The following is a 21,431-nucleotide window of genomic DNA, read 5'->3' on the forward strand; positions in this document are numbered from 1 at the left end:
GGCCCTATCTCTCCAGCACTTGCACCATCTGCTGGTAACCCCGCTGCCGTGCATGCTCCAGCGCAGTGACACCATCCTTGTCGGCGATGGCCGGATCGGCCCCGGCGGCCAGCAGCCGGCGGACGATCTCCACATGGCGCGGGCCGCCATCGCCGAGGATCACCGCCTCCAGCAGGGCCGTCCAGTGCAGGCGGTTGAGGTGGTCCACGTCGACACCGGCGTCGATCAGCATCTGCACGGTCTGCACATGGCCGCGCTCGGCGGCGGGAATCAGCGCGGTACCGCCGTAGCGGTTGGTGCTCTCGAGGTCGGCGCCATGGTCCAGGGTCAGGCGCAAGATCTGGTCCAGGCCACGGGCGCCAGCATACAGGTAGGGGCTGTCGTGGATGTTGTCCTTGGCATTGACGTCGGCACCGGCCTCGATCAGCGCCTTGGCCGCCTGCACCTGGTTGGCCTGGGTCGCCACCAGCAACGCGGTGCGGCCCTGGGCATCGCGTGCCTCCAGGGGCGCGCCCTGGTCGAGCAATTGGGTGATGGCAGCTGTGTCGCCACGCTGGGCGGCCCCGTGCAGCCGGGTATCCAGGGCAGCGGCCCCGGCGTGGGCGACTAGGCTGGTGAACAGGGCAAGCAGAAGAACAGGCAGGCGCATGCGACGGGCTCCAAGGTGACGAGGCTTCATCCTAGGCAACCCGTGCAGCGGCTAGAAGTGAATTATCCGGATGACAGGCAGTGCGCTTTCGAATACCGGCCAGGCCGGTTGCCCGGCAGGGATGGCCGTGCTAGAAGTCAGGCTTGTCATTCAGAAGTTGAATGTGAACATGTCTATCAGCGTTAAATCGAATAGGGCCCTGTTCGACCTCGACCTGCTGCGCGCCATCGTCGTGGTGGCCGACTGCGGCAGCTTCACCACCGCAGCGGCGCGCTTGCACTCGACCCAGTCGACCATCAGCCAGAAAGTCCGCCGCCTGGAGGACATGGTTGGTCACCGCCTGCTGGTACGCGGCAACCGCGACGTGCTGCCCACCGACGCCGGCCAGACCCTGCTCGGTTACGCCCGGCACATGCTGGCGCTGAACGACCAGATGCTCGAGGCGCTGGCCGGGGCCATGGTCGGTGTGACCGTACGCCTGGGCGTACCCGAGGATTTCGTCGGCGGCCGTACCACCAATGCCCTGTCGGCGTTCAGCCGGCGCCATCCGCAGGTCAAGCTGGAAGTCACCAGCGGCCTGTGCCGCGACCTCAGCCAGGCCTACGACAACGGCGAGCTCGACCTGGTGCTGCTCAAGCAGCGGCGCAACAGCCGGGAGGGCGTAGCCTGCTGGCCGGAGCGCCTGCAATGGATCGACAGTGCGCGGATGCCGTCGTTCGAGCTCGACCCCATCCCCCTGGTGACCTTCCCCCCCCGTGGGCTGTACCGCGACGACATGATCACCGCCATCGAAGGCATGGGGCGGCGCTGGCGTATCAGTTTCACCAGTTCGAGCCTCAGCGGCATCCAGGCGGCGGTGGCCGATGGCATGGGCATCAGCCTGCTGCCGCCACGTGCCGCCACCGGTGAGCACCGGGTGCTGGGGGCCCAGCAAGGGCTGCCGGAGGTGGACAGCTACGAGATCGTCGTGGTGCACCGGCCGACGGCCGACGCGATGGTCAAGTCGCTGGCCGAGGTGCTCATGGAGCTGCTTGCGGCGCATGCGATCTGAGAACAGGTAGGAATTGGGGCCGCATAGCGGCCCCAAGACGGCTACAAAGGCTCAGGCCTGAACAGCGGCTTCTTCATCACCCCCTTGATCCAGACCACGGCGATCAACGACACCACCGCCAGCACCAGGCCCGCGGCGCCGAAGATCTGGGCGCTCATGTCCGGGCTGGGCGAGGCATTCCAGATCGCGTACAGCATGCCGCCGATGCCGAACAGCTGCGGCAGCGGGTAGAACGGCGTGCGGAACGGGCGCTCCAGGTGCGGGTAGCGATGGCGCAGGGCGATGACGTCGAGGTGAACGATGATGTAGGCCAGCAGCCAGGCCAGGGCAGCGGAAAGCAGCAGCAGGTTGATCGCGGCGGCATCCTGGCCCATCAGCAGGATCGGCAGGCCGGTGATCGCCGCGACGAACAGCACGGCCACCCAAGGTGTGCGCGCTCGCGGGCTGAGCTGCTTGAACTGAGGAAAGGCCTGGCCGTTGCACGCCATGCCGTAGAGCATCCGCGGGATGGCCGCCAGCGAGGTGTTGAGGGTGCTGCAGGTGGCGGTGACCGCGGCGATCACCAGGAACACCTCGCCGGTCTTGCCGAACACCGTGGTGGCGAACAGGTAATGGGGCAGGGCATCGCTGCCCAGAGCGTGCTGCGGTACCAGGAACAGCGCGCCCAGGCCGTACAGGGCGATGGTGGCGAAGATCACCGTGAGGCCGATGATCATCGAGCGTGGGATGTTGCGCTCGGGCTTGCGCGTCTCCTCCACCAGCGAGCAGACGAACTCGGCGCCGACGAAGCCCCATACCGCCAGGGCCGTCAGGGCCAGTACCCCTGCGCCCATGGGGTTCCAGTCGCCCTGCAGCAACGTGGTGGTGGTGCCGCTGGCATGGCCTTCGGCGATCGCCGCGATGCCCAGGATCAGCAGGACCACGACCATCACCACGGCCATGGCGTTCTGCAGCTTGGCGAAGACGTCGATGCCCATCAGGTTGAGCACGGTGAACAGGCCGAGCACCGCGAAGGCCACGCTGAACGGCGGGAACACGCCGGGGTAGACCTTGCCGACGATCAGGTCGAGCAACAGCAGCTCGGCCGAGAGGGCGAACATGGCCACCACCACATAGCCGGAAAAGGTCGCCAGGATCGCCGGAAAATGCCCCAGGGCCACTTCGGTGTAGCTCGACAGGCTGCCGGCGCGGGGCACCAGCAGGGCCAGTTCGGAGAACGAGCAGGCGTAGCTCAGCGCCAGCAGGTAGGCCAGCCCCAGCGGCACGATGAAGCCCAGGCCGGCGGCGCCGACGCCTTGCAGCATCATCACCATCACCCCCTGGGACACCACCAGGCCGACCGCCACCGCGAGCAGCGACCCCAGCCCCAGGACCCGGCGGAAGCCGGCTTGATTCGCCTGCGCGGTGGCAGGCACGGACGCACTTGCACTCATGATGTTTCCCCGCTCGTTGTTGTTGTAGTCGCGGCAGATACTGGAGCAGGGGGCGGGATCGGAAAATTATTAAAAATGTGTTCGTTGCACAGGAAAAAACTGGGTAGGCAGGGGGCCATTGCGGGCCAGCCCCGATGCCAGGTAGTTAGGCGGCGCTTTGTCATTATTGGGGCTGCAAGGCAGCCCCACCTCCCAAAGGCCCCTACAAGGGTTCAGAAGGTCGCCTTGACCTGCAACCCCACCACCAGTGCGTTGTCGATGCTCTGCCCGGAGAATGCCCCCGGCTCGATGATGTACTGCACATCCGGGCGCAGGTTCAGCCAGGGCGTGGCCTGGTAGCCATAGCTCAGCTCGATCAACTGTTCGGCGCTGTCCAGGTCGGGGAAGTCCTGGCCGGCCTCTAGTGCGGCGTCCTGCAGTACGTCGCGGCTACGCGGGTTGGGCACGGCGCGGCCATAACCCAGCGCCAGGGTATCGCGCGGGCGCCCTGCGAACGGCTGGTACAGCACCACGCCGGCGCCATACCAGCGGGTGAATGGCGAGGCGGCCTTGCTCGAGGCCGAGTACTGGCCGAAGGCATGCAGGCGACGGCCCGGTAAACCTGGATCGTTCCACACGGCCTGGTCGACCAGCAGGTAGTGCCCGCCACGGCCGGCGACCTCCTTGTCGCTGCCGATGCGCTGCACGTTCGAGCTGTCGTAGTAGTAGCCGAGCTTGTACTCGCCCGGCAGTTCGCCCTGCAGCCGGTACACCAGCTCCACCGGGACCACGGTGCCTGTGCTGTGCTTGGGCCCCAGGTGCCAGGCGCGGCTGGAGTTGCCGTTGCTTTCTGGATCGACGTTGAACGCCGCTACGCGCAACTGCCAGGACGGCGAGAAATCGTATTTGACCCGCACGCCCAGGTGGGCGTTGGGGTAGTTGGTCCAACCGCTGCCGCCGGACATGTTCAGCGGATGGCCGCAGAAGCCGGCGTTCATGAAATTGCACAGGATGCCGCTGTCCAGGCCGCCCAGGTCGTTGCCCACGGCCATGTAGCCAAGCTTGACGTTGAGTGCCGGGGTGAAGAGGGTGCGCTCGTAGCTCAGCTCGGTCAGGCGGGTATAGAGGCCGCCGTAGTTTTCCTGGATCGGCAGGCGGTTGCCCACCAGGTCCTCGGAGGCGCTGTTGCCGCGGCGGTCGTTGATGGTCAGCTGGACCTTGCCGCCGTTGTCCAGGCCGTACAGCCTGGAGAGGTCGAACTGCACGCCGAGCTTGAGGTTCTGCGAATAGCGCGCCGAGCGGTGCAGGCCGCCGTGGGCGTTGTAGGCGGTTTCGCCGCTGTAGTCGCCGGTGAAGGTGATACCGTCCTCCACGAGTTGGTGACGCAGGCCGCCCCAGTCGCCGGTCATCGTGCTACGGGTCATGAGGTTGCCGTCGGCCAGGGCGGGGGTGCTGGCCAGGGCCAGCAGAAGGGCGGTGGGGGTATAGCGAAAAGCGCGGGACATTGCGAAATCTCGGGTGATCTGTGAAGGCGCCATCGCCGGCAAACCGCCCCCCCACGAGCTGTGGAGAGCAGGTTTGCCGGCGATGGGGGTAACGCGGTCTATGGCAGTGCGTAGGCCATGACATAGTCGCCACGGTCGGTCGACTGGCGCGCGCCGCCAGCGGTGACCACGACGTACTGCTTGCCGGTCTTCGGCGACACATAGGTCATCGGGCCGCCCTGGCTACCGACTGGCAGGCGAGCCTTCCAGATCTCCTTGCCGTTACCGCTGTCGAAGGCGCGCAGGTAGAAGTCCTGGGTGCCGGCGATGAACACCAGGCCGCCCTGGGTCGACAGGGTACCGCCGAGGGTCGGCAGGCCGATCTTGATCGGCAGGTGCATGCGGATACCCAGTGGGCCGGTGTCCTCGACGGTGCCGACCGGCACCTGCCAGGCGATCTGCCGGGTCTTCATGTCGATGGCGGTGAGGGTGCCGAAGGGTGGTGCCTGGCACGGGATGCCGGCCACCGAGAGGAAGCGGTTCTTGTTCACCGCATACGGGGTGCCTTTGAGCGGCACGGCGCCCATGCCGGTGTTCAGTGCCTCGCCACCGGAGGCGGCCTGGCCCTGGTTCTGCGAGGGGATCATCTGGATCCACAGGCCCAGGCGCATGTCGTTGACGAAGATGAAACCGTGCACCGGGTCGGTGGAGATACTGCCCCAGTTCATGCCGCCCAGCGAGCCGGGGAAGCTCAGCGACAGGTCGGTGCCTGGCGCGGTGTACAGCCCATCGTAGCGCATCTTCTTGAAGTCGATGCGGCACAGCAGTTGGTCGAACGGGGTGGCGCCCCACATGTCCGACTCGGTCAGGGTCTGCGCGCCGATCTGCGGCATGCCCACCGAGCGTGGCTGGGTTGGCGCGTAAGGCTCGTTAGGGATGTTGCCCGGCTTGACCGGCACTTCGTCGACTTGGGTCAGCGGCTGGCCAGTGGCGCGATCGAGCACGTAGATCTGCCCGGCCTTGGTGCCGATCACCAGGGCGGGCACGGTCTTGCCGTCGTCCTTGGTGAAATCGATCAGGCTCGGCTGCATCGGCAGGTCGAAGTCCCACAGGTCGTTGTGCACGGTCTGGTACACCCACTTTTCGTTACCCGTAGTGGCGTCCAGGGCCAGCACCGAGGCGCCGTAGGTGTGGTCCAGTTTGCTGCGCTCCACGCCGTAGATGTCGGTGGACGAGGAGCCCATCGGCAGGAACACGGTGTTCATCGCCGGGTCGTAGGACATCGGTGCCCAACTGTTGGGGGTGCTGCGCACGTAGGTGCTGCCTTCGGCCGGGGCGTTGCGATCGTCCGGGTTGCCCGGGTCGAAAGCCCAGCGCATGGCCCCGGTGATCACGTCGAAACCACGGATCACGCCGCCTGGCATGTCGGTCTGGACGTTGTCGGCGACACGGCCGCCGACCACCACGGTGGTACCGGCCATCAGCGGTGCGGAAGACAGCTGGTAGTAGGAATCCGGCACGTCACCCAGGCCGGCTTTCAGGTCGACCTGGCCGTTGTTGCCAAAGCCCTGGCAGAACGCGCCGGTATCGGCATCGACGGCGATCAGGCGGCCGTCGATGGTGTTGGTCAGCAGGCGGCGCTGGCAGTTGGCGCCGGCCGGTACGCTGGCCACGGTGATCGGCGAGCTGTTCGGCTGGGTCGGCTGGGCGATCGGCGCGGTGGCATCGAAGTAGGCCATGCCACGGCAGCGCTGCCAGACCTTGGACTGGGCATTGATCTCGTTCTTCCACAGCTCTTTGCCAGTGTCGGCATCGAGCGCGATCAGGTTGTTGTGCGGGGTGCAGATGAACACCTTGTCGCCGACCTGCAGTGGGGTCAGCTGGTCCTCGGCGCCATTGCCGTCGCTGATGGCCACGTCACCGGTGTTGTAGGTCCAGGCGACCTGCAGCTTGTCGACATTGCCGCGGTTGATCTGGTCCAGGGCGGCGAAGCGGCTGCCACCTTCGGTATTGCCGTAGTGGGCCCAGTCCTTCTGCGCCTTGCCAGGCTCGACCGGGGTCAGGCCCGGGCCGTTGCCGGTCGGCGCGACGCTCGGGTGAGCGACGAACATGTTGCCCGCGGCAACCACCAGCGCCACCGCCAGCACCCCGGCCACGCCGTAGGCACCCCGGCCGGCGCTGGCGCCGTTGGCGCGCACCAGCATCGGGTAGACCAGCGCCACCACCAGGCCGATCGCGCCGAACATGAACAGCCGCGAGAACAACGGCCAGAACTCAAGGCCGGCGTCGATCACGGCCCAGATCGCCGTGCCGACCAGGAAGGCGGCGAACAGCCAGGCCCCGGCCGGCTTGCGGCGAGCGATGAGGATACCGGCGAGGGCCATGGCCAGGCCGCCGATCAGGAAGTACCAGGAGCCGCCCAGGCCGGCCAGCTTGATGCCGCCGACAGCCAGGAGGAGGCCGAGCAGGGCGATGATAACGCCCAGGCTGACCAGGATGAATGTCGAGGCGCCAGAGGCGCGCGGTGTGTGCTTCATTGCAGGAGTTCTCGCAGGTGGACTGCGCTCAGTTTATGCCCTTAGCAAGCTAATTAACAAGTTGGTACATAATTTCGTGAGGCTGATTGTCGCAGATGGAAAAGGGCTGCGATGATGCTAAAAGCTTGTATCGGGCTGCGAAAAGTATAGAAGACGTTGGGTTCGTGAGTGTCTTGGCGCTGTGAACTATTTGGCCTGATCCGTAGCCAGCGTTTGCTCGTAGAACACAGCCAGCCACACGGTGGTAGTACCGGCTTCGGTCCACTCCACCCGGTGTCGGCAGTGGGCCGGGATGTCCAGATGGTCGCCAGGGCGCAGCAGGCGTACCTCGGTCTCATGCTCCAGGCGCAGCCCCGCGCTGCCGCTGAGCAGCAGCACCCATTCGCCTTCGGGTTGGTCGTACCAGAAACCTGGCGGGCTGGCCTGGCCGCTGGAGACGATACGCTCGATGCGCAGGCCCGGGCGGCGCAGCAGGTCGTCGATCTGTTCGGCGGCCTGCGGATCGGGAGGGGGCAGGGCGGTGAACAGGTTGTCGGGCATGGCGCGGTCCTCGTCTTCCTGTCCTGATTGTAGGAGAGCTTCGTGGGTAGATCTTGGTGTCGGCCCGTCAGGAGATCGATCGAGGCCGCTGCGCGCCTCCAGATCTACAAAACGCCGCTTAACGAACCGGCCCCACCCTCAACGCCCCAGCGGCAAGGCCACGCCGATCAATGCGAACAAGCTCCCACAACTGCGGTTGAAGCCCCTGCCACCTTTGGCCAGCCAGGGCCGCACGCGAAACGCCAGGCGTGCCAACAGGTACTCGACAAGAAACTCCACGCTGGCGAAGGTCGCCGCCATGACCACGAACTGCAGCGCCAGCCCGCGCTGGGGGTCGATGAACTGCGGCAGGAAGGCGCCGTAGAACAGCAATACCTTTGGATTGGCCATGGCCGACAGGAAGCCCTGGCGGAACAGCCCTGCATTACCCAGGCGTGCCCCGCCGTCGGCCAGTTCCAGGCGCATCGCCGGGCTGCGCCACAGCTGGATGCCCAGCCATACCAGGTAGGCGCCGCCGACCCACTTGAGTACCTGCAGCAGCGAGGCCGAGGTGTGCAGCAGGGCGCTGAGGCCGAACATGGCCAAGGCGATCAGGGCGCTGAAGCCGAACACCCCGCCGACGATGGTGAACAGGGTGCGCCGGGCGCCGTACAGCGCGCCGTGGGTCAGGGCCAGCAGGCTGTTCGGGCCAGGGGTCAGCGACAGGCCGATGCTCGCCAGCAGGTAGATGAGCCAGGTATCCAGTGCCATGGGAAATGCCTTCGTGTTTCGGGTGGCGCCAGTCTAGGGGACGGCGGCCCGATCGAAGGGTAGTATCTGGACATTCTTGAGTAGTAACTGGACATGCCTGCCATGACCCCCGACATCCGTCTGTTGATCCTGCCGCTGCCGGAGTTCGCCTTGCTGCCGTTCGGTGCGTTCCTCGACAAGCTGCGTTTCAGCGCCGACGACGAGGACTACAGCCGCCAGCGCTACTGCAGCTGGACCTTGCTGGGCCTGACCGACGAGCCAGTGACCTCGAGCAGCGGGGCGGTGGTGCAGGTCGACATGACACCCGCGCAGCTCGACCTGCGTGGCTTCGACTACCTGGTGCTGTTCGGCGGGCGCAGTGCCGGTGCCACCGCAGCCCTGGCACCGCGCTACAAGGCCCTGCTCAAGCGTGCCGCCAAGGCCGGGGTGAGGTTGGTGGGAGTGGACAACGGCGCCTTTCTGCTGGCGGCCTGCGGCTTGCTCGATGGCCACAAGGTGGTGGTGCACTGGCGCCACGAGGCGGAGTTCCGGGCCTCTTTTCCGCATCTGCAGGTGTTGCCCGAGCAGTTGTACTGTTTCGACGGTGCGCGTATCACCTGCGCAGGCGGCACCGCGGCCATCGACCTGGCGGTAGAATTGCTGTCCCGTGCCTGCGGCCGGGCGCGGGCGCTCAAGGGGCTGGCCGACATGCTGGTGGACGAGACCCGCGACAGTCGCCATGCCTTGCGCTCGCTGGAGGCCGGGGCGGGGCAGGGGCGCCAGGTGCAGCGGGCCACGGCGCTGATGCGCCACCACCTGGGGGCTCGGCTGTCGATCGAGGAGGTGGCGGCGCAACTGGGTGTCAGCCGGCGCCAACTCGATCGCCAGTTCCAGGCCAGCCATGGCATGAGTGCCAAGGCCTGGTGGCTGGAGATGCGCCTGCAGCAGGCGCGTTGGCGGCTGCTCAACTCAAGCCATGGGCTGGCGCAGATTGCCGATGAGGTGGGGTTGGGGGATGCCAGCTACCTGGGCAAGTGCGTGCGGCGGCGGTTCGGCTGCTCGGCCCTGGCGTTGCGCCGGCATGGTGGCGGCGCATGAATCCATGCAGTTGGAGCTGCAAAGCAGCCCCGGGCTCGCGAAGAAACTCGCAGAGAACTTGCCTACTTTACTGCGGGGTGCCGAACAACCCGGTCCAGTAGATCCCGGCATCGCTCTTGGGGTCTACCGCATAGGCCGCGCCCAGTTCGCTGAAGTCCGGATTCATCAAGGTCGCGCAGTGCCCCGGGCTGGCCAGCCAGCCGTCGACCACCTTGCGCGGCGTGTCGCGGCCGGCGGCGATGGTCTCGCCGATCTGCCGGTACAGGTAGCCGGCCAGCTCCGCGCGATCGCCCGGGGTACGGCCGTCGTGGTCGATATGGTCGAAGAAGTTCTGGTTGGCCATGGCCCGCGTGTGGTTGGCGGCCACCCCGGCCAGGGTGTTGTTCCAGCCCAGGGCCGGAGCGGCGGCGAACGGTTGCCCGCCACACTGGCGCGGTACCTTGCGGGCGGCGTTGACTTCCTGCAGCAGCTTCTGGCCCTCTTGCTGCCAGTCGCCCAGACGTGCGCTGAGCAACGGGCGGGCCAGAACGATGCGCCAGTCGCGGCCTTCCTGGCTGACGCCGATGTCGACGAACTGCGGGTCGAGCACCACTTGGCAGAAGCTCTCCTCGATGGCACCCATCGCCGCCCGGGCATCGCGCGGGCCCGACAGGCTGATGGCCTGGACATTGACCATCGGGTAGGCGGCGCGCGTCATGGCCTGCTGCAGGTCGCGGGTACCCTCCGGCGACAAGGCCAGGCGGGTGTCGCTGTTGAGCGGTGGCAACTCCAGCGAGGCCTCGCCGCCGCAGGGTTGGGCCTGGCTGCGGTAGGCATTGATCGAGTCGATCAGTTGCCCTTCTTCGCCGCTGAACGCCAGGGCACTGGCGGACACGGCCAGCCCCAGCGACAGGGCGGCAAACCGGGCAACGGATGAGAGGACGCGCATGAAGATCTCCCTATGACTGGCAACGCCTAGGTGTGCGCTGCTCATCGTACACAAGCGCAGGGCTTTTGGCCCGGCCTTGTGTACGGCAAAAAACGGCCGGCAATCGATTGCGCGCGGCAAAAGGGGCAGTAGACCACTGGTCGCCGAGAAAGTGCAGTCATTTGCTAATAATTCGTAATTTCGGCTAGAAACAATACTCAGTCGCTGATGCCCGCTCATTTGCCAGGAAGGCCTCCACCCATTTGCACCAGGAGCCTTTCATGGCCCGAACCTGTCCTTCTCGTCCGACCTTGCTGGCCCTCTGCTGTTCCGTTGCCATCACCGCCCAGGGGGCCGATGGCCCCATCGAATTGGACCCCACCGCCGTCAGCGCCGACGCTGTCAAGGCCCCACCCGGCGCGCTGTCTGAGCCCTTCGCCGGTGGCCAGGTGGCCCGGGGCGGGCAGATGGGCGTGCTGGGCAACCAGGACATGATGGACGTGCCGTTCACCATGACCAGCTACACCTCGCAACTGATCGAGGAGCAACAGGCCGAGGACATCGGCGACGTGCTGCTCAACGACCCCTCGGTGCGCCAGTCGTTCGGCTTTGGCAACCAGTCGCAGATCTTCGTCATCCGCGGCTTGCCGCTCAATGGCGACGACGTGGCCTTCAACGGCCTGTACGGTGTGCTGCCACGGCAGATGATCGCCCCCGACGCGCTGGAGCGGGTCGAGGTGTTCAAGGGCCCCAACGCTTTCCTCAACGGTGCCAGCCCCACGGGCTCCGGCCTGGGCGGCAACGTCAACCTGCAGCCCAAGCGTGCCGGCGACACCCCGACCCGGCGCTACACCCAGGACATCAGCACCGATGGACGTCTGGGCGAGCACTTGGACCTCGGCCAGCGCTTCGGCGCCGACAACCGCTTCGGCGTGCGCCTGAACCTGTCCCAGCGCGAGGGCGAGACCGCCGTCGACGACCAGAACCAGCGCAGCAAGCTGTTCGTCGCGGGCCTGGACTACCGTGGCGAGGCCCTGCGCCTGTCCGCCGACATCGGCTACCAGAAGCAGCGGGTCAACCACATGCGCAACTCGGTGCGCCTGAACGCGGGCCTGGATGACATCCCACGGGCACCCGACGCCGACCACAACTACGGGCAGAAGTGGGCCTGGACCGAGACCGAGGACACCTTCGGCATGCTGCGCGGCGACTACGCCTTCGACGACAACTGGAGCGGCTACCTGGCCGGCGGCGTCAAGCACACCCACGAGAACGGTTTCTACGGCACGCCGATCCTCACCGATGCCGGCACTGGCGCGGCCACCATCGGCGGTTCGAAGATCCCCCACAACGAGGACAACACCAGCTTCATGGGCGGCATCAACGGCCGTTTCCAGACCGGCCCGGTCAGCCACCAGCTCAATCTCGGCGCGGCGATCATCTGGACTCAGCAGGAAAACGCCTTCGTCTTCTACAACTCGCAGGCCACCAACCTCTACCGCACCGACCCACTGCCCAAGCCGACCACGCCGTCCTTCGTCGGCGGCAAGCTGGACGACCCGGGCGTGACCGGCAAGACCCGCAACCGCAGCATCGCGCTGTCCGACACCGTGGGCCTGTTCGACGACACCCTGCTGCTCACCGCCGGTGTGCGTCGCCAGCAACTGCGCGTGGAGGGCTATGCCTATGACGGCGAGGGCCCGGATGCCGGCCGTACGGCGTTCTACGACGAGTCGGTCACCACGCCGGTGTACGGCATCGTCTACAAGCTCAACCCGTCGATCTCGTTGTACGCCAACCGCATCGAAGGCCTGGCCCAGGGCCCGACCGCCTCGGGCGAGGTGGTCAACGCCGGCGAAGTCTTCCCGCCGGCCAAGACCAAGCAGATCGAGGCCGGCGTCAAGTTCGACTACCAGACCTTCGGCGCCAACCTGGCGCTGTTTCGCATCGAGCGCCCCACTGACGGCTTCGTCCAGGGCAACGTGTTCGTCCAGGATGGCGAGCAGGTCAACAAGGGCATCGAGCTGAGCGTGTTCGGCGAGCCAGTGCGGGGTTTGCGCCTGATGGCCGGCGGCACGCGCATGGACACCGAGCTGAAGAACACCCTGGACGGTGCCAACGATGGCAACCATGCGGTCGGCGTGCCGACCTTCCAGCTCAACGCCAGCGTCGACTGGGACGTCCCGGGCCTGGACGGAGTATCGCTCAATGCCCGCATGCTGCGTACCGGCGGGCAATACGCCGACCCGGCCAACAACCTCAGCCTGCCGACCTGGAACCGTTTCGATGTCGGCGCCCGCTACCGCTTCAAGGTGCAGGAAAAGGACATCACCCTGCGGGTCAACGTCGAGAACCTCAGCGACAAGAACTACTGGGCCTCGGCCAACGGCGGCTATCTGACCCAGGGCGATCCGCGCTTGGTCAAGTTCTCCGGCAGCATCGACTTCTGAGGGCGCCGCAAGCTTCAAGCCGATCGGCGCAGGATGTGATGCCTATGCCCGGCCCCCACAAGCGCCGCCTGCTTTTTCTTGCAGATAAAAAAAGCCCCGCAGACCAAGGCCGGCGGGGCAAAGCGGTTGGGGGAGGAGCCAACCAAAGGAGTCGTTGAGGCGTTGAAGATCAGTGCGCGCTGGCCAGTGTCTCAGGCTGCCAGCCGCCACCGAGCGCCTTGTAGATGGCCACGATGCCCTGGTACAGCTCGACCTCGCCCTGGGCCTGGGCATCCTCGGCGCCCAGCCGTTCGCGCTCGGCATCGAGCAGCACCAGGTAGTCCACCGTACCCTCGCGGTAGCGCACCGAGGCCAGGTCCGCCGCCTTGCGGCTGGCCTCGCTCTGGCGTATCAGCGCCAACAGGCGTTGCTGGCGCTTGCCGTAATCGCTGAAGGCATTGGCCGACTCTTCCAAGGCCAGCAGCACCTGCTGCTCGTAGTTGGCCAGGGCGCCCTCGGCATCGGCCTTGGCGCCGCGCAGGCGGGCGCGCACGCTGCCCAGGTCGAAGGCCGCCCAGGTAATGCTCGGGCCCAGTGCCCAGGCATTGGCCGCCGACGAGCCGATCTGCGAACCACGGGCGGCGGTAAAGCCGAGAAAGCCGCTGAGGCTGACCCGGGGGAACAGGTCGGCGGTGGCCACGCCGACAGTGGCCGTGGCCGCGGCCAGTTGCCGTTCGGCGCTGCGGATGTCCGGGCGGCGGCGCAGCAGTTCGCCCGGGTCGCCCACCGGCAGGGCCTTGGCGATCGCCGGCAACTGCCGGGGCGAGAGGTCGACACCCAGGTTGTCGGGGCGCTGGCCAAGCAGGGTGGCGATGCGGTTGCGCGCGCGCACCTGCTCGGCCTGCAACTGCGGCACGGTGGCCTCGACGGCCGCCAGACGCGCATCGGCACGGACCACGTCCAGTTCGTTGCCGACCCCGGCATCGCGCAGGGTTTCGGTGATGCTGCGCGATTCCTGCTGGGTCTTGAGGTTGGCCAGGGCGATCTTTTCACGCAGCTGCGCACCACGCAGTTGGCCATAGGCGTCCACCAGCTCGGCGATCAGGCTGACCTGCAACTGCTGCAGATCGGCCGCGGCCGCGGCTTCCTGGGCTTCGCTGGCCTCGATCTGGCGTTGGATGCGGCCGAACAGGTCGAGCTCCCAGGCCATGTCCAGGCCCAGGTCATAGCGCTCGCTGTTGACCCGCCGCTCGGTCTGGCCTGGCACCTGGCCCTTGCCGATCTCGCTGCTGGCGCGGCTGGTGACCACCGGGAACGGGTCGTTCTCGGCATCCTCGCGGATCGCCCGCGCCGCCTTGAGCCGGGCGAAGGCCACGCGCAGGTCGCGGTTGCCTTGCAGCGAGGCCTGCACCAGCTGGTTCAGCACCGGGTCGTCGAACTGCTTCCACCACAGGCGCTCGAAGCGGTCGCGGTCGAAGGCCTTGGCCTGCACCGCGCTGTCGAAACGCGCAGGCTCGGTGGCCGGTGCCTGGTAGTCCGGGCCCACCGCGCAGGCTGCCAGGGCCAGCGCCAGCAGGCTCGGGGTCAGGGGTTTGAGCAGGTTCATGCATGGCTCTCCAGCGGTTGCGCGTGGGCGGCCTTGCGGGCCTGCCGGCGCTCGACGAAACGGCGGATCAGGAAGAAGAACACCGGGGTCAGGAACAGGCCGAACACGGTCACCCCGATCATCCCCGAGAACACCGCGACCCCCATGGCATGGCGCATCTCGGCACCGGCGCCGGAGGAGAACACCAGCGGCACCACCCCCATGATGAAGGCGATCGAGGTCATCAGGATCGGCCGCAAGCGCAGGCGGCAGGCTTCCAGTACCGCGGCCAGCGGGTCGAGGCCCTCGGCCTGCTTGTCCTTGGCGAACTCGACGATGAGGATGGCGTTCTTGCACGCCAGGCCCACCAGCACGATCAGGCCGATCTGGGTGAAGATGTTGTTGTCGCTGCCAGAGAGGATCACCCCGGTGATGGCCGACAGCAGGGTCATCGGCACGATCAGGATCACCGCCAGCGGCAGGCTCCAGCTCTCGTACTGGGCGGCCAGCACCAGGAAGGCCAGCAGCACGCAGAGCGGGAAGACGAACAGCGCGGTGTTGCCCGCCAGGATCTGCTGGTAGGTCAGGTCGGTCCATTCGAAGGTCATGCCGTTGGGCAACTCCTCGCGCAGCAGTTTCTCCATCGCCGCCTCGGCCTGGCCGGAGCTGTAGCCGGGCGCCGCGGCGCCGTTGATCTCGGCGGTGATGAAGCCGTTGTAGTGCATGACCCGGTCAGGCCCGGAGGTGTCGCTGACCTTGATGAAGGTCGCCAGTGGAATCATCTCGCCCAGGTTGTTGCGCACCTTCAACTGGCCGATCTGCTCGGCATCGAGGCGGAACTGCTGTTCGGCCTGGACGTTGACCTGGTAGGTACGGCCGAAGCGGTTGAAGTCGTTGGTGTACAACGAGCCCAGGTAGATCTGCAGGGTCTCGAAGATGTCGTTGATGGCCACGCCGTGGGTCTTGGCCTTCTCCCGGTCGATGGCGGCATCGACCTGCGGCACGTTGACCTGGTAGCTGGTGAACAGGCCCGCCAGTTCCGGCACCTCCTGGCTCTTGGCGATGATGTGCTGGGTCTCCTTGTACAGCGCCTCGTAGCCCAGGTTGCCGCGGTCCTCGATCTGCAGGCGGAAGCCGCCGATGGTGCCCAGGCCCTGCACGGGCGGTGGCGGGAAGATCGCGATGTAGGCGTCCTGGATGTCGGCGAACTTGGCGTTCAGCGCCGCGGCGATGGCAGCGGCCGACTGGCTCGGGTCCTTGCGCTCGTCGAACGGCTTGAGCGGGGTGAACACGATGCCGCTGTTGGGGCTGTTGGTGAAACCGTTGATCGACAGGCCCGGGAAGGCCACCGAGTCGGCCACCCCCGGTTGTTCCAGGGCGATCTCGCTCATCTTCTTGATCACCGCCTCGGTGCGGTCGAGGCTGGCGGCATCCGGCAGTTGGGCGAAGGCCACCAGGTACTGCTTGTCCTGCGCCGGGACGAAGCCGGTCGGGGTGGACGAGAAGCCCAGGTAGGTCAGGCCCATGAGCCCGGCATAGACGAACAGGGCGATGCCGCTGGAGCGGATGACCCGGCGCACGCCGCCGACATAGCGGTTGCTGGCGCGATCGAAGAAACGGTTGAACGGGGCGAACAGCCAGCCGCCGAACAGCCGCTCGAGCAGGCGCGAGAAACGGTCCTTGGGCGCATGGTGTTCCTTGAGCAGCACGGCGGCCAAGGCCGGCGACAGGGTCAGCGAGTTGAACGCCGAGATCACTGTGGAAATGGCGATGGTCAGGGCGAATTGCTTGTAGAACTGCCCGGTGAGGCCGGAGATGAACGCCGCCGGCACGAACACCGCACACAGCACCAGGGCGGTGGCGATGATCGGCCCGGTCACTTCGCTCATGGCCTTCTGCGTCGCCTCCAGGGGCTTGAGGCCCAGGCCGATGTTGCGCTCGACGTTCTCCACCACGACGATGGCGTCGTCCACCACGATACCGATGGCCAGCACCAGGCCGAACAGCGACAGGGCATTGAGCGAGAAGCCGAACAGGTGCATCACCGCGAAGGTACCGATCAGCGAGACCGGCACGGCCATCAGCGGGATGATCGAGGCGCGCCAGGTCTGCAGGAACAGGATCACCACCAGCACCACCAGCACCAGGGCCTCGAACAGGGTGTGCACCACCGCCTCGATGGAGCCGCGGACGAACACGGTCGGGTCATAGACGATGCTGTAGTCCATGCCTTCGGGGAAGTCCTTCTTCAGCTCGGCCATCTTCGCCCGCACCTCGTCGGAGATCTCGATGGCGTTGGAGCCCGGGCGCTGGAAGATCGGAATGGCCACCGCCGGCTGGTTGTTCAGCAGCGAGCGCAGGGCGTACTGGCTGGAGCCCAGCTCGATGCGGGCGATGTCCTTCAGGCGGGTGATCTCGCCGTCGCTGCCGGCGCGGATGATGATGTTCTCGAATTCTTCCTCGTTGACCAGGCGGCCCTGGGTGTTGATCGACAGCTGGAAGCTGGTCGAGCCTGGGGCGGGCGGTGCGCCCAGCTGGCCGGCGGCGACCTGGCGGTTCTGCTCGCGGATCGCCGCGACCACGTCGCTGGCGGTCAGGTTGCGCGAGGCGGTCTTGTTCGGGTCGAGCCATACCCGCAGGGAGTAGTCGCCCATGCCGAACAGTTGCACGTCACCCACGCCGCCCAGGCGCGCCAGCTCGTCCTTGATGTTGAGGATGGCGTAGTTGGACAGGTACAGCATGTCGTAGCGGTCGTCCGGCGAGGTCAGGTGCACGACCATGGTCAGGTCGGGCGAGGCCTTGTCGACGGTGATGCCGATGCGCGTCACTTCCTCGGGCAGCTTGGGCTGGGTCCGGGTGACGCGGTTTTGCACCTGCACCTGGGCGTTGTCCAAGTCGGTGCCCAGGGCGAAGGTGATGGTCAGGGTCAGCTTGCCATCGGCGGTCGATTGGGAGGACATGTACAGCATGTTCTCGACGCCGGTGATGGCCTGCTCCAGGGGCGCGGCGACGGTCTCGCCGATCACCTTGGGGTTGGCGCCGGGGAAGTTGGCGCGCACCACCACGGTCGGCGGCACCACTTCTGGGTATTCGCTGATCGGCAACTGGAACAGCGAGATGCCCCCGGCGATCACCAGCACCAGCGAGAGGACGGCGGCGAAGATCGGCCGGGTGATGAAGAATTTCGAAAAGTTCATGGGTGTCGTTCCTTAACCGCGCGGTGCCTGGGCACTGGCGACTTTCACGCTGGAACCGGCCACCGCTGGCGCCGGGTTGCTGGCCTCCAGGGCCTGGCGCTGGCGGGCGAGGGTGGCGAGGGTTTCCTCGCTGGCCATCGGTGTTTCCTCGGGGGTGACCGGCGAGCCGGGGCGCACCCGCTGCAGGCCCTTGACCACGATGCGGTCGTCCTTGTGCAGGCCGTTGCGCACGATGCGCAGGCCTTCGAGTTTCGGGCCCAGCTCCACGGCGCGGTAGGTCGCCTTGTTGTCCTCGTCCATGACCAGTACGAACTTCTTGCCAAGGTCGGTACCCACGGCCTCGTCGTTGATCAGTACCGCCGAGTAGGTGGCGCTGCCGACCAGCTTCAGGCGCGCGTACAGGCCCGGGGTGAACTGGCCGTCGCGGTTGTCGAACACCGCCCGGCCACGGATGGTGCCGGTGCGCGGGTTGACCTGGTTGTCGACGAAGTTCATCTGGCCCAGGTGCGGGTTGCCAGCCTCGTTGGACAGGCCCAGGTACACCGGGGTGCTCTGGCCGCGCTGGCCGTTGCGGGCCAACTGGCTGTACTTGAGGTAGACGCGCTCGTCGGCGTCGAAGTAGGCATACACCTTGTCGGTGGACACCACCGTGGTCAGCGGCGTGACGTCGGCGGTGACGATGTTGCCGGCGGTGTACTCGGCGCGGCTGACGCGGCCACTGATCGGCGCGGTGACACGGGTGAAGCTCAGGTTCAGGCGGGCCAGGTCCAGTTGTGCCTGGATCGCCGCGACACCGGCACGGGCTTCGGCGGCGGCGCTGCTGCGCGACTCGGCAAGCTCTGCGGAGATGGCGTTGCTGTCGCGCAGGCGTTCGCCACGGCGGGCCTCGTTCTCGCTGCGAATGGCGGTGGCGCGGGCCTGTTGCAACTGCGCCTCGAGGCGGCGGACCTCGGCCTGGAACGGGCGTGGGTCGATCTGGAACAGCAGGTCGCCTTGCTTGACCTGGGCGCCTTCGGTGAAGGCCACCTGGTCGATCTGCCCGGAGACGCGCGGGCGTACCTCGACGGTTTCCGGTGCCTCCAGGCGGCCGGTGAACTCGTCCCATTCATTGATCGGCTGTTCGATCACCTTGGCTACGCTGACCTTGGGCGCGGCGGGGGCCTGCGCGGCGTCCGGGGTTCGGCCGCAGGCACTGATCACCAGCACTGCCAGGACAGCGAGGGGATAGCGCAAGGGTTTGAGTGATTGTTCCATGGAGAACTCCGCCAATGTATAGAGATAGTGGGCGGATTCTGCGGGGCTGGCGCGTGGGGAACGAATCGAATGGGGCGAAGGTTATTATCACGCGCAATGATATGTCCGCTGGTGGGTAGGTCTGTTAGGAGTTCGGCGCCAAGGGCGTGCTCTATACGCTGTGCGGGTTGGCGTTGGTGAACCTGGTTGCAGATCGTGCGCAGGCAGGGCTGAGCTGGGGTTGAGGTTCCAGTCTAGTGGTGCCAGGGGCGGCGCTGTCTGTCAGCGGAGGATTTGGTGAACTTGCAGCCCCTTCGCGGGCAAGCCCGCTCCCACATGGTCCTGCAAATCACATCATCTGTGAACGACTCAGCCCTGTGGGAGCGGGCTTGCCCGCGAAGGGGCTGGAAGCAGCCGCCATCCTATGAACGCTCAACCCTCGGCAAAGCGCACCAGGCGTTCCCCGTCCAGCCGGTAGCGGACCCACTCGTCCTGCGGCTCGGCCCCGAGCGACTGGTAGAAGCCGATCGCCGGCTCGTTCCAGTCCAGCACGCTCCACTCCAGGCGGCCGCAGCCGTTTTCCACGGCCTCGCGGGCGATGTGCCGCAGCAACTGGCGGCCAGCACCATCCCCACGCTGTTCAGGGGTCACATACAGGTCCTCCAGGTAGATACCATTGCGCCCCAGCCAGGTGGAATAACTGTAGAAATACACGGCAAAGCCAATGGCCCGACCATCCCGTTCGCAGATCAGGCTGCGCACCGTGCTGCCTTCGCCGAACAGGCTGTGCTCGATGTCGGCGAGGGTCGCCACCACCTCGTGGCGGGCACGCTCGTAGTCGGCCAGCTCGGTGATGAAGGCCAGGATCTGTGCGGCATCGGCAGGCACGGCGGGGCGAATGGTCAGGCTCATGGGGCTTCCTTGTGCTGGGGCAGATTCTATCTCTGGCTCTGAAACTGTAACGGTACAGTGAGGTGTATTGGTTTAATTTCTTGTAACTGTATAGGTTGTAGGGAAAATCACTCCGCTAGTGTGGCAACACAACCCTCCTTCTGGAAGCCCGCCATGCTCGGTTCTCTCGATCTGCTCACCGCCTTCGTGCTCTTCGCCTTCGTCTCTTCGATCACTCCCGGGCCGAACAACACCATGCTGCTGGCCTCGGGGGTGAACTTCGGGGTGCGGCGTTCGATCCCGCACGCCCTGGGTATCAGCATCGGCTTCATGGTCATGGTGCTGGCGGTGGGCTTTGGCTTGGGCGAGTTGTTCAAGGCCTGGCCGCCGCTGTACAGCATCCTGCGCTACGTGGGCGCCACCTACCTGCTGTACCTGGCCTGGAAGATCGCCACCGCCGGGCCGATCGGCGGCGAGGCCGCGGGCACGGGCAAGCCGCTGGGCTTCTGGGGCGCGGCGGCGTTCCAGTGGGTCAACCCTAAAGCTTGGGTGATGGCGGTGGGGGCGATCACCACCTACACGCCGGCCCAGGGCTATGTCCTCAACGTCATCGTCATCGCCGGGTTGTTCGCCCTGGTCAACCTGCCCAGTGTCGGGGTCTGGGTGATGTTCGGCAGCGCCTTGCGCAACTTCTTGCAGAACCCGCGTTGGCTGATGCTGTTCAATGTCCTGATGGCCCTGTTGCTGGTGATTTCGCTATACCCGCTGCTGTTTGTAGAATCGGCGTTTTCTTGAACCGATGAGTACAGCAGGACGATGCAGCTGATCCCCTGGTCCCATGATTGCGCCGAAGGCTTCACCCTGCGTGGCTGGCGTTCGCCGGCAAGCGGCCGGCCATTGCTGCACTTTCTGCATGGCAACGGCTTCTGCAGCCTGTCCTACCAGCCTTTGCTGATGCGCCTGGGCGAACACTTCGACCTGTGGCTGAGCGATGTCCAGGGCCACGGCGACAGTGACCATGGCGGTGCCTTTCGTGGCTGGAACCGTAGCGCTGCGCTGGCGGTGGAGGCCTTCGAGTCCGGGCGCGGCGAGTACGGCGAGGTGCCGCGCATGGCGCTCGGCCACAGTTTCGGCGGCGTCTTGACGGGTCTGATCCTGGCGAGCAAGCCGCAGCTGTTCAGCCGCGCCGTGCTGCTCGACCCGGTGTTGTTCAGCCGGCGCATGATCGGCGTGATGGGCGCTGCCGCCCTGGTCGGCCTGCATCGGCGCCATGCCCTGGCACGCAAGGCCGCCACCCGCCGCAGCCACTGGCCCGACCGCGAGGCGGCGCTGGCTTCGCTGCAGGGGCGGGGCATCTTCAAGGGCTGGAGCGATGCGGCATTGCAGGCCTATGTGGAACACGCCATCGGCGACTGCGGCGAAGGCGTGGTGCTCAAGTGTCGTCCCAGCCGCGAGGTGGAGATCTTCAGCTCGTTCCCGGCGCGGATGTGGCCGAGCCTGGCGCAAATCCGCACACCGACGCACATCCTGCATGGCGAACAGAGCTACCCCTTCGTCGCGCACTCGGTGCGGCGCCTGGCGGCCATCAACCCACAGGTGAGCGCCCAGCAGGTGCCCGGCGGGCACTGCTTCATGCAGGAAGATCCCGTGGCGGCGGCGGAGCAGGTGCTGGCCTTTCTGCAGCCTTGA

16 protein-coding genes are annotated in these 21,431 nt (G+C 66.4%); 5 read left to right on the forward strand and 11 right to left on the reverse strand.

Translation table 11 applies throughout. From position 1 onward, the window contains the following. Positions 1-4: 4 nt before the first annotated feature. Positions 5-649 carry an ankyrin repeat domain-containing protein gene (locus WCE05_RS05495; RefSeq protein ID WP_225789045.1) on the reverse strand — a complete coding sequence of 215 codons (645 nt, stop codon included), beginning with the start codon at positions 647-649 and terminating at the stop codon, positions 5-7. Positions 650-818: 169 nt separating this feature from the next. Between WCE05_RS05495 and WCE05_RS05500 the strand changes: the two genes are divergently transcribed. After that, positions 819-1,700, forward strand: a complete 882-nt coding sequence (locus WCE05_RS05500) for a LysR substrate-binding domain-containing protein (RefSeq protein ID WP_225789046.1) — start codon at positions 819-821, stop codon at positions 1,698-1,700. A gap of 41 nt (positions 1,701-1,741) precedes the next feature. Here WCE05_RS05500 and WCE05_RS05505 read toward each other — a convergent pair whose 3' ends face one another. From WCE05_RS05505 to WCE05_RS05525, 5 genes are all read right to left on the reverse strand, one after another. Then, the gene (locus WCE05_RS05505) at positions 1,742-3,133 is read right to left on the reverse strand and encodes an APC family permease (RefSeq protein WP_225789047.1); all 1,392 of its coding nucleotides are present in this window, start codon (positions 3,131-3,133) and stop codon (positions 1,742-1,744) included. 212 nt (positions 3,134-3,345) lie between these two features. Further along, entirely contained in the window at positions 3,346-4,617 is a 1,272-nt protein-coding gene (locus tag WCE05_RS05510; RefSeq protein ID WP_368815563.1) for a carbohydrate porin, read from the reverse strand. 98 nt (positions 4,618-4,715) lie between these two features. After that, positions 4,716-7,133, reverse strand: coding sequence for a glucose/quinate/shikimate family membrane-bound PQQ-dependent dehydrogenase (locus WCE05_RS05515; protein ID WP_368815564.1), 2,418 nt, complete (start codon positions 7,131-7,133; stop codon positions 4,716-4,718). 186 nt (positions 7,134-7,319) lie between these two features. Beyond that, complete coding sequence (locus WCE05_RS05520) at positions 7,320-7,673, reverse strand: cupin (RefSeq protein WP_368815565.1); 354 nt, start codon at positions 7,671-7,673, stop codon at positions 7,320-7,322. Positions 7,674-7,811: 138 nt separating this feature from the next. Beyond that, positions 7,812-8,423, reverse strand: a complete 612-nt coding sequence (locus WCE05_RS05525) for a LysE family translocator (RefSeq protein WP_225789051.1) — start codon at positions 8,421-8,423, stop codon at positions 7,812-7,814. 102 nt (positions 8,424-8,525) lie between these two features. Here WCE05_RS05525 and WCE05_RS05530 point away from each other — a divergent pair, with 102 nt between their 5' ends. Continuing rightward, the gene (locus WCE05_RS05530; RefSeq protein WP_368815566.1) at positions 8,526-9,500 is read left to right on the forward strand and encodes a GlxA family transcriptional regulator; all 975 of its coding nucleotides are present in this window, start codon (positions 8,526-8,528) and stop codon (positions 9,498-9,500) included. A gap of 67 nt (positions 9,501-9,567) precedes the next feature. On the opposite strand, the gene WCE05_RS05535 is transcribed toward WCE05_RS05530, so the two are convergent. Then, complete coding sequence (locus WCE05_RS05535; RefSeq protein ID WP_368815567.1) at positions 9,568-10,428, reverse strand: CAP domain-containing protein; 861 nt, start codon at positions 10,426-10,428, stop codon at positions 9,568-9,570. 260 nt (positions 10,429-10,688) lie between these two features. Between WCE05_RS05535 and WCE05_RS05540 the strand changes: the two genes are divergently transcribed. Next, positions 10,689-12,857: a TonB-dependent receptor gene (locus WCE05_RS05540; protein WP_368815568.1), complete on the forward strand. Its 2,169-nt coding sequence runs from the start codon at positions 10,689-10,691 to the stop codon at positions 12,855-12,857. A 169-nt stretch (positions 12,858-13,026) separates the two neighbouring features. On the opposite strand, the gene WCE05_RS05545 is transcribed toward WCE05_RS05540, so the two are convergent. The 4 genes from WCE05_RS05545 to WCE05_RS05560 form a co-directional block, all read right to left on the reverse strand. Continuing rightward, the gene (locus WCE05_RS05545) at positions 13,027-14,442 is read right to left on the reverse strand and encodes an efflux transporter outer membrane subunit (RefSeq protein WP_225789055.1); all 1,416 of its coding nucleotides are present in this window, start codon (positions 14,440-14,442) and stop codon (positions 13,027-13,029) included. Beyond that, positions 14,439-17,618: an efflux RND transporter permease subunit gene (locus WCE05_RS05550; RefSeq protein ID WP_368815569.1), complete on the reverse strand. Its 3,180-nt coding sequence runs from the start codon at positions 17,616-17,618 to the stop codon at positions 14,439-14,441. Before WCE05_RS05550 ends, WCE05_RS05545 begins: the two co-directional genes overlap by 4 nt. A 12-nt stretch (positions 17,619-17,630) precedes the next feature. After that, positions 17,631-18,872 (reverse strand): multidrug efflux RND transporter periplasmic adaptor subunit MexE, encoded by a 1,242-nt coding sequence (mexE, locus tag WCE05_RS05555; protein ID WP_225789057.1) that lies wholly within the window; start codon positions 18,870-18,872, stop codon positions 17,631-17,633. A 411-nt stretch (positions 18,873-19,283) separates the two neighbouring features. Further along, complete coding sequence (locus WCE05_RS05560) at positions 19,284-19,763, reverse strand: N-acetyltransferase family protein (protein WP_368815570.1); 480 nt, start codon at positions 19,761-19,763, stop codon at positions 19,284-19,286. Between the two features lie 153 nt (positions 19,764-19,916). Here WCE05_RS05560 and WCE05_RS05565 point away from each other — a divergent pair, with 153 nt between their 5' ends. Then, complete coding sequence (locus WCE05_RS05565) at positions 19,917-20,537, forward strand: LysE family translocator (protein WP_225789059.1); 621 nt, start codon at positions 19,917-19,919, stop codon at positions 20,535-20,537. A gap of 21 nt (positions 20,538-20,558) precedes the next feature. Beyond that, the gene (locus tag WCE05_RS05570) at positions 20,559-21,431 is read left to right on the forward strand and encodes an alpha/beta fold hydrolase (RefSeq protein WP_368815571.1); all 873 of its coding nucleotides are present in this window, start codon (positions 20,559-20,561) and stop codon (positions 21,429-21,431) included.

The organism is Pseudomonas sp. I2, from assembly GCF_040984075.1.
GTDB classification, from domain to species: domain Bacteria; phylum Pseudomonadota; class Gammaproteobacteria; order Pseudomonadales; family Pseudomonadaceae; genus Aquipseudomonas; species Aquipseudomonas guariconensis_B.